The 14,806-nt window shown below is 67.5% G+C and carries 16 protein-coding genes; 5 read left to right on the top strand and 11 right to left on the bottom strand.

The genetic code is table 11. The features are described 5' to 3' along the window. The first annotated feature begins 293 nt into the window (after window positions 1–293). Together CAL13_RS10685 and nadS are read left to right on the top strand one after the other, a co-directional pair. Entirely contained in the window at window positions 294–605 is a 312-nt protein-coding gene (locus CAL13_RS10685; RefSeq protein ID WP_086072354.1) for a type II toxin-antitoxin system RelE/ParE family toxin, read from the top strand. 2 nt (window positions 606–607) lie between these two features. Further along, on the top strand, window positions 608–904 hold the full coding sequence (nadS, locus tag CAL13_RS10690) for a NadS family protein (protein ID WP_086072355.1): 297 nt from the start codon (window positions 608–610) through the stop codon (window positions 902–904). A gap of 13 nt (window positions 905–917) precedes the next feature. On the opposite strand, the gene dkgB is transcribed toward nadS, so the two are convergent. Next, complete coding sequence (gene dkgB, locus CAL13_RS10695; RefSeq protein WP_086072356.1) at window positions 918–1,721, bottom strand: 2,5-didehydrogluconate reductase DkgB; 804 nt, start codon at window positions 1,719–1,721, stop codon at window positions 918–920. Between the two features lie 329 nt (window positions 1,722–2,050). On the opposite strand from dkgB, the gene CAL13_RS10700 reads away from it, so the two are divergent. After that, window positions 2,051–3,679, top strand: coding sequence for a methyl-accepting chemotaxis protein (locus CAL13_RS10700; RefSeq protein WP_086072357.1), 1,629 nt, complete (start codon window positions 2,051–2,053; stop codon window positions 3,677–3,679). 12 nt (window positions 3,680–3,691) lie between these two features. On the opposite strand, the gene CAL13_RS10705 is transcribed toward CAL13_RS10700, so the two are convergent. From CAL13_RS10705 to CAL13_RS10725, 5 genes are all read right to left on the bottom strand, one after another. Beyond that, entirely contained in the window at window positions 3,692–5,074 is a 1,383-nt protein-coding gene (locus CAL13_RS10705) for a sulfite reductase subunit alpha (protein WP_086072358.1), read from the bottom strand. Continuing rightward, window positions 5,071–5,976 (bottom strand): FAD:protein FMN transferase, encoded by a 906-nt coding sequence (locus CAL13_RS10710; protein WP_420042446.1) that lies wholly within the window; start codon window positions 5,974–5,976, stop codon window positions 5,071–5,073. The genes CAL13_RS10705 and CAL13_RS10710 overlap by 4 nt, the downstream gene beginning before the upstream one ends. A 203-nt stretch (window positions 5,977–6,179) precedes the next feature. Beyond that, window positions 6,180–6,977, bottom strand: coding sequence for a DUF4198 domain-containing protein (locus tag CAL13_RS10715; RefSeq protein ID WP_086072360.1), 798 nt, complete (start codon window positions 6,975–6,977; stop codon window positions 6,180–6,182). A gap of 74 nt (window positions 6,978–7,051) precedes the next feature. Next, window positions 7,052–7,567, bottom strand: a complete 516-nt coding sequence (locus tag CAL13_RS10720) for a DUF2271 domain-containing protein (RefSeq protein ID WP_086072361.1) — start codon at window positions 7,565–7,567, stop codon at window positions 7,052–7,054. A gap of 16 nt (window positions 7,568–7,583) precedes the next feature. Beyond that, on the bottom strand, window positions 7,584–8,213 hold the full coding sequence (locus CAL13_RS10725) for a PepSY-associated TM helix domain-containing protein (RefSeq protein ID WP_086057387.1): 630 nt from the start codon (window positions 8,211–8,213) through the stop codon (window positions 7,584–7,586). A 233-nt stretch (window positions 8,214–8,446) separates the two neighbouring features. Here CAL13_RS10725 and CAL13_RS10730 point away from each other — a divergent pair, with 233 nt between their 5' ends. Together CAL13_RS10730 and amaB are read left to right on the top strand one after the other, a co-directional pair. After that, the gene (locus CAL13_RS10730) at window positions 8,447–9,325 is read left to right on the top strand and encodes an isocitrate lyase/PEP mutase family protein (protein WP_086057388.1); all 879 of its coding nucleotides are present in this window, start codon (window positions 8,447–8,449) and stop codon (window positions 9,323–9,325) included. Between the two features lie 54 nt (window positions 9,326–9,379). After that, a complete protein-coding gene (amaB, locus tag CAL13_RS10735; RefSeq protein ID WP_086072362.1) occupies window positions 9,380–10,894 on the top strand; it encodes an L-piperidine-6-carboxylate dehydrogenase in 1,515 nt (504 codons plus the stop codon). A 7-nt stretch (window positions 10,895–10,901) separates the two neighbouring features. Here the strand turns inward: amaB and CAL13_RS10740 are convergent, their stop codons facing one another. The 5 genes from CAL13_RS10740 to CAL13_RS10760 are packed head-to-tail and all read right to left on the bottom strand — an operon-like array spanning window position 10,902 to window position 14,797. Continuing rightward, window positions 10,902–11,873 carry a Bug family tripartite tricarboxylate transporter substrate binding protein gene (locus CAL13_RS10740; protein WP_086072363.1) on the bottom strand — a complete coding sequence of 324 codons (972 nt, stop codon included), beginning with the start codon at window positions 11,871–11,873 and terminating at the stop codon, window positions 10,902–10,904. Between the two features lie 46 nt (window positions 11,874–11,919). Continuing rightward, window positions 11,920–12,849 carry an SMP-30/gluconolactonase/LRE family protein gene (locus CAL13_RS10745; protein ID WP_086072364.1) on the bottom strand — a complete coding sequence of 310 codons (930 nt, stop codon included), beginning with the start codon at window positions 12,847–12,849 and terminating at the stop codon, window positions 11,920–11,922. A gap of 7 nt (window positions 12,850–12,856) precedes the next feature. Continuing rightward, the gene (locus CAL13_RS10750; RefSeq protein ID WP_086072365.1) at window positions 12,857–13,657 is read right to left on the bottom strand and encodes an SDR family NAD(P)-dependent oxidoreductase; all 801 of its coding nucleotides are present in this window, start codon (window positions 13,655–13,657) and stop codon (window positions 12,857–12,859) included. A 31-nt stretch (window positions 13,658–13,688) separates the two neighbouring features. Further along, entirely contained in the window at window positions 13,689–14,240 is a 552-nt protein-coding gene (locus CAL13_RS10755) for a carboxymuconolactone decarboxylase family protein (RefSeq protein WP_086057393.1), read from the bottom strand. A 2-nt stretch (window positions 14,241–14,242) separates the two neighbouring features. Continuing rightward, entirely contained in the window at window positions 14,243–14,797 is a 555-nt protein-coding gene (locus tag CAL13_RS10760; RefSeq protein ID WP_086057394.1) for a DUF4286 family protein, read from the bottom strand. Between the last annotated feature and the right edge of the window lie 9 nt (window positions 14,798–14,806).

Raw genomic sequence — 14,806 nt, forward strand, 5'->3', positions numbered from 1 at the left:
TGCCGGGAAGAAAAACCGAGACCAAACAAAGAGACCTGGGGCGCAACAATGCGTGCGCGCAAAAAGCAGCACGCCGCCCCGACGAAGGTGGGGAACCTTCGTGAGCAGGTCACCAACGCAAGCGGCGAACTGTGTGCGTGCGACCAAAGTCGCCACGGCCAGATCACGAAACGGACTCGGGCACCATGGTGAACCGCGAGAGCGCGTGAACCTTGTGCATTCCTTCTCTCCCGTGTGGTGCCGCCTGCGGGGCTCCTCCGCTTGAGTAATACGTCATTGACGTAGTAAGATTTATGGAATTCATAGAAACCCCGGTATTCACGAGGTTGATCTCCTCGTTGTTGTCGGATCAGGAATATGCCGGGCTGCAGCAGCTGCTGATTGAGAACCCCGAGCGGGGCGATCTCATTCGAGGCGGTGGCGGCATACGGAAGGTACGGTATGGTCGGCAAGGCATTGGAAAAAGCGGCGGGATCCGGGTCATTTACTACTGGATCAGTGAACACCATCGGATCTACATGCTCGCGGCCTATCCAAAATGCAGGAAAGACGATCTGACACCCGGCGAGATTTCGATCCTGCGCGACTTCGTCAAGGAGCTGTGACCATGAAGAAAGACGATACGTTGTTCGACGAGCTTCACACCAGTCTGAAGCAGGCAGTGGCCATCCGCAAAGGTGAGATGCAGCCGTCGCGCGTGTTCAAGGTGGAGACGATTGACGTCAAGGCTACGCGTGAAAAAACGCGCTTGTCTCAAAGGGAATTTGCCGAGGCGATCCAAGTCAGCGTCCGCACATTGCAGAACTGGGAGCAGGGGCATAGGAACCCGACCGGCCCGGCGGTTGCTTTGTTGAAGATTGTGGCGAGCGCACCGGATGTCGCGGTGCGCGCGTTGCGAGCGTGATCGAGCTCAGCTCTCAATCCCAATCGGGAGCCAGTCCGCCGGGGGAGACCAAACGTTCGCCACGGTCGAGGGCCGCAATCTCGCGCATGTCGTCGTCGCTGAGTTTCAGGTCTCGCGCGAGCAGATTGCTGGCCAGGTTTTCCCGCTTGGTCGATGACGGAATGACGGCATAGCCCAATTGCATCGCCCACGCCAACGCGACCTGCGCGGGCGTAGCGTGGCGGCGATCCGCGATTTCACGTATGACGGGGTCGGCCAGCACCTTGCCGTAGCCCAGCGTCATGTACGAAGTAATGCGGATACCATGCCGGGCGGCGAAATCCGTGACCTTGCGGTTCTGCAGGTAAGGATGCAGTTCGATTTGATTGGTCGCGATCGCCCCCGCGCCGACCGCATCGATGGCCCGCTGCATCAGCGCCACGGTGAAGTTGGATACTCCGATCTCGCGGGTCAATCCCTGCTGGCGTGCGTCGCGCAGCGCTGCCAGGCTGTCTTCCAGCGGCACCGCGTCATCCGGCGAAGGCCAATGGATCAACGTCAGGTCGACGTGATCCGTGCGCAGCCTGGCCAGGCTTTCTTTCAGACTTGGAATCAACTTTTCCGGCGACAGATTGTCCGTCCAGATCTTGGTGGTCAGGAACAGCGCGTCGCGCGCGACGCCGCTATCCGCGATGGCGCGGCCGATCTCGGCCTCGTTTCCGTAGATCTGGGCCGTGTCGATGGCCCGGTAGCCGAGTTCCAGCGCCTGGCGCACGGAATCAATGACGGTCTGGCCTTGCAGGCGATAGGTGCCTAGGCCGAAAGCGGGCAGGGACATGAAACACTCCAAAGGTGAACAGGTTGCACTATCGGTACGGCCGTTAGTTTGACGGCCCGACGGGCGAGCAAAAAGCCGTCCCGGGGACAATCACCTTTGCTTCCTGGTCAACAGTATTTGCAGTCCGGGTTCGGATGCGTCGCATATCAGCTTCAACCGCGCGCGACTTGGCAGCGCTACCTCCGCGCCCATGGCGGATGTACCGTGTTCGCCTATCTGCGCGAGGGGCGGCTGCGCCGCCCGCGCATGGGTAGACCAGGAGGGCATTGCATGACCGCTTAATTTCTCCGTGGAGAGGCCGTAAACAGGGCGTCTCTTGGAGTTGTTTCATGTTCCGCAATTTGAGTGTCCGCGCGCTGCTGACATCGGCCTTGGCCATCTTCTTCGTTCTTTTCGTTGTGCTGGGCGCGGGCGCTTATCACATGCTTGCGGCAAACCGCGCCGCGATCCAGCAGATGCTGGAGACCAACGTGGTGCGCGGCGACGCGGCGCGCCAGATTGCCGGGGAACTGCTGCGCGGGCGTCTGGCGGTGACGATTTCGCTGACCCAATTGAAGGATGGCGACAAGGCCGCTGCCATCAAGACTGCCGGCCGTACCCAAAGCTATACGAAAAGCGCCGACGACCTTATCGGCCGCCTGCGCGGCCACGAGGACACCTCCGCCGAAGGCGGGCCGCTGTATCGCAAGATGATGGAGGCCTACGAGATCTACCGGACGCAGGCCTACGATCCGCTGGTCGCGGCCGCCATGGCGGGCGACCTGGCGCTGGCCCTGCGGCTCACCGACCAGAAGGTGACGCCCATGGGCACCGCTTTTACCAAGGCGATCAACGACTATGCCGAGTACGCCAGCCGTTCCGGCCAGCACGTGGCCGAGACATCGTCCGCGCGGATCGGCATGGCCCTGGCGATTGCGGCGGTGGCGGGCATCGTCATCGTGCTCATCATCGCCGGGCTCTTCGTCACCTTCTCGCGCACGGTGTTCATGCCGCTGCGCCTGGCGGGCGAGTTGTGCGACCGCATCGCGGGCGGCGACCTGACGCAACGCATCCAGGTCGGCGCCAAGAATGAAATCGGCATGCTGTTCCAGGCGCTGAAGCGCATGCAGGACAGCCTGGCGCGCACGGTGTCGGCCGTCCGCTCCGGCGTGCATGAGATCCACGGCGGCGCGCGGGAGATCTCCGCGGGCAATCAGGATCTGTCGTCCCGCACGGAGCAGCAGGCCGCCTCGCTGGAAGAAACCGCCGCCAGCATGGAAGAGCTGGCGTCGACGGTGCGGCAGAATGCCGACAACGCGAGGCAGGCGAACCAGATGGCGGTGGAAGCCTCGGAGGTCGCCCGGCGCGGCGGCGAGGCGGTCAGCCATGTCGTCGACACCATGCGCGGCATTTCGGACAGTTCGCAACGCATCGCGGAAATCGTCAGCGTCATCGACGGCATCGCGTTCCAGACGAACATCCTGGCCTTGAACGCGGCCGTGGAAGCGGCCCGCGCAGGGGAACAGGGCAAGGGCTTCGCGGTGGTGGCGAGCGAAGTGCGCGCGCTGGCGCAGCGCAGCGGCCAGGCCGCCAAGGAAATCAAGAGCCTGATCGACGATTCCAGCGGCAAGGTGTCCGTCGGGTCGGCCCAGGTCGAACGCGCCGGCGCCACCATGCAGGAAATCGTCGCGTCGGTGCGGCGCGTCAGCGACATCGTCGCGGAAATCGCCGCGGCCTCCGAAGAACAGTCCACCGGGATCGGCCAGGTCAACCAGGCCGTATCGCAGATGGACGCCGCCACGCAGCAGAATGCTGCGCTGGTCGAACAGGCGGCCGCGGCCGCCTCATCCCTGGAGGACCAGGCCAGCCGCCTGCAAGAGGCGGTGGCGATCTTCCGCCTGAGCACGGGCGACGTGATCGACGCCCCCGCGCCGGCCCTCGAAGGCGGGCCGATACGAGCGCTGCCCGCGATGGCCTGAGCGGACCCCGCGTCAGTAAACGTCGCGGCGGTAACGGCCTTCGCGCGTCAGCTTCGCAAGGGCTGGCGCGCCCAGGATGTCGCGCAGGACGGCGTCGACGCCGCCCGCCATGCCGCTTGCGCTGCCGCACACATACACCGCCGCGCCGGCGCCGATCCAGGCGCGCACCTGGTCCGCCGCCGCGGCCAGCGCGTGCTGGACATAGCGCCGCTGCGCCGTCTCTCGCGAGTAGACCAGGTCCAGCCGTTCGATGAGGCCTTGGCTGCGCCAGGTTTCGAGATCATCGGCATAAGGGCGGTCGTGGGCCGCGTGCCTTTCGCCGAACAGCAGCCAGTTGCGGCGGCGGCCGGCGTGGGCGCGGGCCTTCAGGTGTGCGCGCAGCCCCGCGATGCCGGTCCCGTTGCCGATCAATATCATGGGCCGGTCGTCGGCCGGCGTGTGGAAATTCGGGTTGGCGCGGATGCGCAGCCGCACCTCGGCGCCCAGCGGCGCGTCCGCGGTCAGCCAACCGCTGCCCAGCCCGGCGCGGCCGTCAGCCATGCGCCGCTGCCGCACCAGCAAATGGATGGCGCCGTCGGCGGGCAGCGATGCGATGGAGTAGTCGCGCCTGACCGGTTCGCCGCCGGGGCCGATAACGAAGATCTCGGCGATGTCCCCCGCCTGCCAGTTGACCGGTGTGCGTGGCGCAAGCGCCAGGTGATAGCAAGGGTCGCCGCTGCTGCCGGGGTTCACCAGCACGCGCTCGGCCAGTTCCCAGACGGCATGGGACGATTGCGATCCGGCGCCGCAGGTCCAGTCCGCATCCGCATCCGCATCCGCATCTGCGTCCGCCGCCGTGTCGGCGCGGCCGGCCAGCATCGCGAGCTGCCGGCGCCAGTGCCGCAGGGCGGCAGGGTCGCCACGGTCGACCTCCACCGTGTCGAACAGCGCCGCCGCGCCGCTGGCCTGCAGCCAGCCCGCCAGGCGCCGGCCGAAGCCGCAGAAGTTCGCATAACTGCGGTCCCCCAGGGCCAGCACGGCGTAACGCAGGCCGTCCAGCCGGGCGCCCGACGCCATGACCGTGCCGGCGAAGGCGGCCGCCGCGTCGGGCGGATCGCCTTCCCCGTATGTGCTGGCCAGGAAAAGGGCGCGCGAACAGTTCGCCAGTTGCCGCGCGTCGATGCGATCCAGGCTTGCGACGTGCGCGGGCACGCCGTCCTGGCGCAACGCGCGGGCGCTGGCCTGCGCCAGCTCCGCCGCCATGCCGCTCTGGCTGGCGTGCAGCACCAGAACCGCGTTGGCGGCCATGGCGGGCGCATCGGGTTCGCGCTCGCGCCGGTACCGCTGCCATGCGCACAGGCACAACAGCAGCCAGGCAAGCACGACCGCGCAGGCGCAGCATGCGCGCAACATCATGAGACGCGCTCCTGCCGCGCGCGCCAGAGCGCCGTGGACTGCATGTCGAGCTTTCCTTCCCGGCGCACGATGAACAGCGCGGCCAGGCCATGCCGATCGGCACAGCGCCGACCTTCATCCGGGCCGAGCACCGTCAAGGCGGTGGCCCATGCGTCGGCCTGCATGCACTCCGGGTGAAGCACCGTGACGGACGCGACGCCGTTGTCCACGGGCCGGCCGTTGCGCGGGTCCAGCGTGTGCGAATGCCGCTTGCCGGCATGCAGGAAATAGCGCCGGTAGTCGCCCGACGTGGCAATGGCGGCATCCTGCAGCACCACGTTGGCCGCATGCGCGCCGCTGTCGGGCCATTCCACGGCCACGCGCCAGGGCAATCCGTCCGGGCGCGCGCCGCGAGCGCGCAGCTCGCCGCCCACTTCCACCAGATAGCCGGTGACCCCCAGCGCGTCCAGCGCGGCGGCGGCGCGGTCCACGCCATAGCCCTTTGCAATGGAAGAAAAATCGAGGTGCACGCCGCCATCCTGCCAGGCGTTTTCGGCGTCGCGCCGCAGCCGTCGCCAGCCGCAGCGCGCCAGGGCCGCGGCGATGGCGTCGCCCGACGGCGGCTCATACGCGCGTTGGTGCGGCGCGAAGCCCCAGGCCTGCGCCAGCGCGCCGATGGTCGGGTCGTAGGCGCCGTCCGTGTGCGCCGCGACGGACAGCGCGCAATCCAGCACGACGCGCATGCCGGCAGGCAGGGGCACCCAGCCGCGGCCGGCGCGATTGAAGCGGCTGATGGCCGAGCCGGTTTCCCAATGGCTCATCTGCGCCACGACGCCGTCCAGCGCGTCCTGCACGGCGCGGCGCACGGCCGCCTCGTTCACGCCCAGGGGCAGCGCCAGGCGCGCCGACCAGGTGGTGCCCATGGTGGCGCCGGCCAACGCGCAGGCAAGCCCCCGCACGCCGTCGTAGCGCGCCCGGATGGGCGCGATGCGCGGCGCGGACACGCCGCCATCGGTCGGCCGGTTCAAAGCGGGCAGGCGGTAGGTCTGCATGATGCGTCGTGGCGGGGCGCTCGGACGGGTGGCTTCATCGGGCTGGCGTCATTGGGTTGGCGTCATTGGCTGCGTCATTGCGCCAGCACTTCGAAGGTGCCCGCATACGACAGATGGCGCTTGGCGGCGCGCGGCACGGTGGTCTTGTCATCCTCGGCGGAGGCTTCGACCCAATACATGCCGGCCTGCGGCCATTTCACCGAAAAGCTGCCGTCATTGCCCGTGGTCACCTTGATTTCGTCCAGCCGGTCGCGATAGCGGCTGCCGCCCGGCACGATGTTCACCGTCATCCCGGGCGCCGGCTTGCCGTCCAACTGCAACTGGAACGTCGCCGACTCGCCGGCGTACAGGTCGTTCGGATGCGTGACGGCGACCAGCTCCAGGCCTTTGCCGACCGGCTTGACCGGCGTGGGCTTGCCTGCCGTGACGAAGGTTTCGATGCGCCCCACGTTCTGCTGGATCACCAGATCCTGCGCGCCGGCGGGCACCGCGCTCAGGCCATCCGGTTTGCCGAAGTAGCGCCGGGGCTTGCCGTCTTCCTTCCAGCGGGCAAACACGCCGTCGTTGACCACCGCGACCCGATAAGTCCCTTGCTGCTTCAACTGCAGGTCGAAGCTGCTGCGCAGCTTGCCGCGAGTGACGTTCTCGGGCTGCGCCGCCGTGCCGTCCGGCGCGACGATATCGAGTCCGTCCAGCCGCAGGGGCGCATGGTTGAAATAGAACTTGTCGTTGCCGACCGCGCCATCCACGGTGATCCAGTTCTGGTCTCCCGACAGCACGGTGGACGAAGGCAGGATCCACATATCGTGCGCGTGCGCCAGGGCGGGCAGGGTGAACGCCAGGATGGCGGCAATACGACGGGCGTGCTTCATGTTCGGGCTCCAGGTCATCAGGATGGAATCGGTCGCGGGGTCGGCGGGCAGGGGGCGGCGGCAGGGGCGGGAAGTCACGGGGCCACGCGCACGGCGACGGCGCCCAGTTCGTGTTCGCCGCGTTGGGAATACGCCGCCGGCTTGCCGGGCGGCCAGTCGAAGGGCACGCGCACCAATTCGCGGCCGCCCACCTCGCGGGCGGCTTCAACCACGACCGCGTACTTGCCCGGCTTCAGCGCCGCCAGGGCGGGCGCCTGGCTATCGAGCCGCACGGCATGCGTGCCCACCGGCTTGGTGGCGCCGCTTACGCCGTCCACCGGAAACTGCTGGTTGCGTCCGCTGCGGCGCCACCACTGGCGCAGGTCCTTCAGCCATTCCTCGCCTTCATGGTTGCGCTTGGCCACGTCGTACCAGACCGCCAGGTCCGCGGCGACGCTCTGGTCCGCGTTCTCGATCCAGATCGCCACATAGGGCCGGTGATATTCCGCGACATCGAGCCGCGGAATCTCCACGTTGACGTCCAGTTCGGCGCCATGGGCCGCACGGGCGACCGTGCCGGCCAGAAAGGCGGTGACGATGAGTTTGCGCATAGGGTCCTTGATGGGGTCAATGAATGAAAAGCAGCGCGAGCACCAGCGGAACCGCCAATCCCAGCCCGACCACGGGCCACGTGGCCAGGCGCCGTCCGGCATGCATGGCGAGCAGGAACAGGCCGGTCAACGAAAACACCAGACAGGCGGCGGCGAAGACATCGATGAACCAGCTCCAGGCCTTGCCGGTATTGCGGCCCTTGTGCAGGTCGTTCAAATAGGCCACCCAGCCGCGGTCGGTAAGTTCGTGTTCCACGGCGCCGCTCGCCAGGTCGATGGATAGCCAGGCGTCGCCGCCGGCGCGCGGCAGCGATACATAGATTTCGTCGGGAGACCACTCGGCGGGCTTGCCCGCGGCGTCCACGTCCAGGTTCGCGGCCAACCATCGCGCCGCGTCCTCCGGCAGGGGATCCTTGGCGCGGCGATGCGCGGGCGCTTCGCGTTCCAGCCGGGCGCGCAGCGGCTCCGGCAATTCGGCGTGGCGGGTGGACACCCGGGGCCTGGCGTCGATCAGCCCGGCGTTGTTCAGCGTCAAGCCGGTCGCCGCGAACAGCAGCATCCCGATCAGGCATAGCGCGGCGCTGATCCAATGCCATTGGTGCAAGGTTTTGAGCCAGTAGGCCCGGCGGGTGGACGGGGACGTCATCGAAATATCGGGGTACGCGAAACCGTAAGCATAGTTTATGAGAATGAATCTCACTAGCAGGTTTTTGCGCTGGCCCCGCCGCGGTGTTTCAGCGCGTTGCCGAAACGCCCGGCTCGCCGCTGCCAAAGGGCGGCAACGCGACATCGCCGCCGGGGCATCGGTCCGGCGCGCGCCGCGGCCCCGGCGCGGTCCAGCCATCGGCTATCCTTCATGACTTTCATCGGAGAACCACCATGTCTGATTCCGCCAAACGCCGCGCCGGTTTCCGCGCCGCCGTCGAACGCCGCCAGGGCCTGCTGATGCCCGGCGCCTTCAATGCACTGAGCGCCCGCGTGGCGGCCGATGCCGGCTTTCAGGCGCTCTACCTGAGCGGCGCGGGCGTCACCAATATGTACCTGGGCTTGCCCGACCTCAGCTTCATCGGGCTGAGCGATATGGCCGATCACACGGCGCGCGTGCGCGACGCGGTCGACCTGCCGCTGCTGGTTGACGCGGACACGGGCTACGGCAATGCGGTCAACGTGGGCTTCGCGGTTCGCACGCTGGAGCGGGCAGGGGCCGACGCCATCCAGCTCGAAGATCAGGTCAATCCCAAGAAGTGCGGGCACTTCAACGGCAAGGCCGTCATTGAAACGGCCGAAATGCTCGGCAAGATCCGCGCGGCCGTCGACGCCCGCACCGATCCCAATCTGCTCATCGTCGCGCGCACGGACGCCTGCGCCATCCATGGTTTCGATGCCGCGATCGAACGCGCGCAGGCCTTCAGCGAGGCGGGCGCCGACGTGTTGTTCGTCGAAGCCGTGGAATCTCTGGCCGAGGTGGAAAAGCTGCCCTCGCTGCTGCCGCGGCCGCTGCTGATGAACATCGTCATCGGGGGCAAGACGCCCGCGCTGCCGCAGGCCCGCCTGGCCGAACTGGGGTTCGGCATCGTGCTGTACGCGAATGCGGCCTTGCAGGGCGCCGTTCTGGGCATGCAGAAGGCGTTCGCGGCCTTGAGCCGCACTGGCATGCTGGATGAAAATCCCGACCTGGTCGTGCCTTTCCAGGAGCGTCAACGCCTGGTGGACAAGGCCCGCTACGACAAGCTGGAGCAGCAATACGCGGCGCCTTGATGCGTCCGCGTCCGGCAACCCGCCAGAATCGAACCGCATCGGAGACAGAACCGCATGACCTCGCCCGCACAACTTACGCGCACCCTGCTCGAACGCCTGGGGGTTGACCTGACAGCCCACGCAGGCGGCGCCCTGCGGGTGCAGTCTCCCATCGATGGCAGTGCGATCGGCACGGTCGCCGAAGCAACGGCCGAGCAGACGCGGCAGGCCGTGGATCGCGCCCAGCAAGCCTTCCTGGACTGGCGCAACGTGCCGGCGCCGCAACGCGGCGAACTGGTGCGTCTGCTCGGCGAAGCCCTGCGCGCCGAAAAGGAAGCGCTGGGCCAGCTGGTGTCGCTGGAGGCCGGGAAAATCCTGACCGAGGGCCTGGGCGAGGTTCAGGAGATGATCGATATCTGCGATTTCGCCGTTGGCCTGTCGCGTCAGCTCTACGGTCTGACCATCGCGTCCGAACGACCGGGCCATCGCATGATGGAGACCTGGCATCCGCTGGGCGTGGTCGGCGTCATCACGGCCTTCAATTTCCCGGTTGCCGTCTGGGCCTGGAATACGGCGCTGGCCCTGGTGTGCGGCAATTCCGTCGTCTGGAAACCCTCGGAGAAGACGCCCCTGACCGCCTTGGCGTGCCAGGCGATTTTCGATCGCGCCGCGGCAAGCTTCGGCAAGGCGCCCGCGCATCTGTCGCAGGTGGTCGTTGGGCAACGCGAAGCCGGCGAGGCGCTGGTCGACCATCCCAAGGTTGCGCTGGTCTCCGCCACGGGCAGCACGCGCATGGGCCGGGAAGTCGGCCCCCGCGTCGCCCGCCGCTTCGGCCGCTCCCTGCTCGAATTGGGCGGCAACAATGCGGTGATCGTCGCGCCCTCGGCGGACCTGGATCTGGCGGTACGCGGCATCGTCTTCGCGGCCGTCGGCACCGCTGGGCAGCGCTGCACCACGACGCGCCGCCTGATCGTCCACCACAGCCTGAAGGCCGCATTGGTGGAGCGCCTGAAAAAAGCCTATGCGGGACTGCCCATCGGCAATCCGCTGGAATCCGGGACGCTGGTCGGTCCCTTGATCGACCAGGGCGGCTTCGATGGCATGCAGCGCGCGCTGGCCGCCGTACGCGAAGAGGGCGGCCGGATCACGGGCGGCGAACGGGTGCTGCAGGACCGCTATCCGCAGGCTTACTACGTGAAGCCGGCCATCGTCGAAATGGACCGGCAGACCGACACCGTGCGCCATGAGACCTTCGCGCCCATCCTGTACGTGGTGGGCTATGACACGCTGGAAGAGGCGCTGCGGATCCAGAACGACGTGCCGCAGGGCCTGTCGTCCGCCATCTTCACCAACGACCTGCGCGAAGCGGAAACCTTTCTGTCGGCCAGCGGTTCGGATTGCGGCATCGCCAACGTCAATATCGGCACTTCCGGCGCGGAGATCGGCGGCGCCTTCGGCGGCGAAAAGGAAACCGGCGGCGGCCGGGAATCCGGTTCCGACGCATGGCGCGCCTATATGCGCCGCGCCACGAACACCGTGAATTATTCGCGGGCGCTGCCGCTGGCGCAGGGTGTGAAGTTCGACATCTGAGCGCCGCTCAATTGTTCATCTGTATGCCTTCGGCGCGGCTCAGATCGCCCCATTTCCGGGTGTCGGCCGCGACCAAGTCCGCGAATTGCCGCGGCGTGGTCGGCGACAGCTCCACGCCCGTCGCCGCCGCATAGTTTTTCAGCGCCTGGGAATCCATTGCTTCGCGCACCATGCGGTTCAGTTCCTCGATCTTTGCATCCGGCGTGCCCTTGGGCGCGAACAGCCCGTACCAGTTGTTCGCGTAGACGTTCGGCACGCCCAGTTCGTCGAACGTGGGAACGTCCGGCAACAGGGGCGAGCGCTTGGGGGCGGCGATGGCCAGGGCGCGCGCCTTGCCGGACTGGATCTGCGGCATCAGGCCTGAGATGTCGCCGATGAAACCGGCGACCTGGCCTCCGAGCGTATCGGTAATGGCGGGGGCGGCGCCCTTGTAGGGCACGTGCAGGATCTTGGCGCCGGTGGCGTTCTTCAGCTGGACGATGGCCATATGCGGCATGCTGCCCACGCCCGACGATGCCATCGACAGGCCTTCGCCCTTGGCCTTCGCCAGGAAATCCTGCGCTGTCTTGTAGGGGCTGTCCTGCCCCACGATCAGCACCTCGGGCACCGACACCAGCAGCGAGATGGGCTTGAAGTCGTTGATGGGATCGTAGATCAGCTTGGGATACAGGCCGGGGTTGATCGAGATGGCGCCGACCGAGCTCAGAAACAGCGTCTGCCCGTCGGGGCGCGAGCGGCCGACAAAGGTTGCCGCGATGGCGCCGTTGCCGCCGGGTTTGTTTTCCACCAGCACCGGCTGCTTGAGCTTTTCATTCAGCTGCTGTGCGATCACGCGCGCCAGCGAATCGGCCGGGCCGCCCGCGGGAAACGCCACGACCAGGCTGGTGGCGCCGGATTGCGCCTGGGCGGCTGGGGTGGCCGCCAGGCCGGCCAGGCTTATCAGGCCGGCGGCGGCGCATTTGAGCATGCGGGTATACATGTTTTCTTCTCCTCGCTTTGTTTATTGATGAAACGGAAGACCCGCGTCAAAGCGGGGTCGCGCCTTGGGTATTGACGAACAGGGCGTAGATGGACGTGCAGGACGCCATGAAAAGGCGGTTGCGGTGCGTGCCGCCGAAGCAAAGGTTCGCGCAGCGTTCGGGCAGGGCGATGCGGCCCAGCGGTTCCCCTTCGGGCGAGTACACATTCACCCCGTCCAGTTCAGGCGCGCCCATGCCCCAGCCGCACCAAAGATTGCCTTCCGTGTCCACGCGCATGCCGTCGGGCGTGCCGGCGCCCGCGTCGAACAACACCCGCTGTCCGGATAGCGTGCGGCCGTCGCTGGCGACGTCGAACACCAGCATGTTGCGCGGCCGGGCGCGCGACTCGATGACGTACAGGCGTTTCTCGTCGGGCGAGAAGGCCAGCCCGTTCGGGCCGTTGACCGTGTCGCAGACCACCGTCAGTTCGCCCGTTTCCGGGCAAAGGCGGTAGACCGCCGCCGGCAATTCCTGCTCGGCTCTCTCGCCCTGGTAGTAGCCGACGATGCCGAAGGGCGGATCGGTGAACCATATCGAGCCATCCGACTTCACCACCACGTCGTTGGGCGAGTTCAGCCGCTTGCCCCGATAGCGGTCGGCCAGCACGGTGATGCGGCCGTCATGCTCGGTGCGCGTGACGCGGCGGCCCAGGTGTTCGCAGGTGATCAGCCGGCCCTGGCGGTCGCGCGTATTGCCGTTCGCGTAGTTGGCGGCATGCCGCCACACCGCGGTCTGGCCGGTGACCTCATCCCAGCGCAGGATGCGGTTGTTCGGGATGTCGCTCCACAGCAGGTAGCGGCCGTCGCCGAACCATACCGGCCCTTCGGCCCAGCGCGAGCCGGCCGCCAGGCGCTCCACCGCCGCCAGGGGCAGCACCAGTTTTTCGAAACGCGGGTCCAGCGCGACGACCGCGGGGTCGGGATAGCGCACGGGCATGGCCCCCTCAATCGCAGCGTGCACTCATGCCTCCGTCCACGACGATTTCGGCAGCGGTGATGAAGCGCGCCTCGTCCGAAGCCAGGAATAGCGCGGCATTGGCGGTGTCGCGTCCGTCGCCCATGAAGGGCAGGGGAATGCGCGACTGCCGTTGCGCGAGCAGCGCCTGCACGTCGCCCCCGGCGCGCTGGCCCGCCAGGCGCGCCTCCACCATCGGGGTGTGCATCTGGCCCGGGATCACGGTGTTGCAGCGGATCTTCTGCTTGGCATACTCCAGCGCCACCACACGGCTGAGCTGGATGACGCCGGCCTTGGCGCTGGCGTAGCCCACCTGGGCGGACCCGGTCCAGCGGATGCCGGAGGTCGAAGCGATATTGACGATGGCGCCGCCGCCCTGGCGCGTCATCACCGGAAGCACGTGTCGGCAGCCGAGGTAGACGCTTTTCAGATTGAAGTCGATCTGCCGGTCCCAGCCGGCCTCGTCCAGATCCACCGGGCCGCCCTTGCGCGAGCCGCCCACATTGTTCACCAGGATGTCGACCCGGCCCCACGCGTCGAGGCAGGCCTGAACCATGTCGCGCACGGCGTCGGACGCCGTAACGTCGGCGCGGTGCGTAAGGATTTCCCCGCCGCTTTCGCGCACCAGGGAAACGGTCTCTTCCATGGACGCCGGGTCCAGATCCACGGCGAACACGCGCGCGCCTTCCTGCGCGAAGCGGCACGCGATCGCGCGGCCGTTGCCCCAGCCCGGGCCGACGCTGCCCGCGCCGGTGACAATGGCGACCTTGCCTTGCAAGCGTCCCGTCATGGTCTCCTCCTTTTCATCGTCGCAAAGCGCCTCAGCGTTCGAAGCTCACCGCGCTGCCATCGTTGGGCGGGATCTCGAAGACGTTGATGGTCATCGAGATCAACGTGTAGTAACCGGCGATGCCGACCAGGTCGACCACGCCGTCGGCTCCCAGCGCCTGCACCGCCTCGCGGTACAGCGGATCGGGCACCACGCGGGTTTCCAGCAGGCTGCGCACGAAGCGGTACACCACCGATTCGTCCGCCTGCACGAAGTCGGGCGCCTCGCCCACGCGGATCTGTTCCGCCACGCCGGCGTCCACGCCGGCGCGCAAGGCGATGGGGTGATGCGCCCACCATTCATAGCTGGAGCGCCACCACGCGGCGATGGTCAGGATGGCGAGTTCGGACAGGCGCGGCGGCAAACTGGAGTCGTAGCGGCAGTAGCGGCCCAGCGCCTGCGCGTGCTCGGCCAGACCCGGCCGGTGCAGCCAGATCGCCAGCGGCCCCCGCACGCCGCCGCGCGGGCCGCTGGCGATGGCGTCGTGAATGCGCCGCTGGTGCGCGCTCATCTGCTCGACCGAAGGGGGATCCATACGCGGCATAGTCAAGCCTCCGGCTGGGCGGGCGCGGCACGGAACATCGTGCGCTTGGTGTTGATGAAGTTCGGCCGCACGCGGCTGCTCCAGTCGGAAGCCCGCACGGCAAGCCACGGCGGCGATCCGAAGGTCTCGCGCGTGGCCAGCTCATAGAAGGCGTAGTAGCGCGGCGACCCCGCGCGCGCCAGGTAGCGGCGCGCGCGCACGGTGCCCGGCACGGACGCCAGCCCGGGCAGGTGTTCTTCTTCGTACCAGCGGTTGAAGTCGTCCTCGGCGGCCGTCTTCACATCCGTTTCGACGACGTAGAACCACGGGGCCGCGTGGCCCGCCGACGCGCCGGCCAGGTCGGTGGTCAGCGTAAGGGGAACGAGGCGGGCGCGCGGATGCGCCTGGCGCAGCGCGGCCGCCATGCTGTCCGGCGCTGCGGTTTCGAGCAGGGCATAGCTTTCGGCATGCTCGACCGCGTGGTAAAGCCAGGCGGCGTCGGGCAATGCGCCGGGCAGGGCGAGCAGGGCGGCCCTATCGATAGTCTCTTCCGGAAATTTGATCAGCACGTGATCCATGCTTGTTCT

The sequence above is a fragment of the Bordetella genomosp. 9 genome, from assembly GCF_002119725.1.
Taxonomy (GTDB): domain Bacteria; phylum Pseudomonadota; class Gammaproteobacteria; order Burkholderiales; family Burkholderiaceae_B; genus Bordetella_C.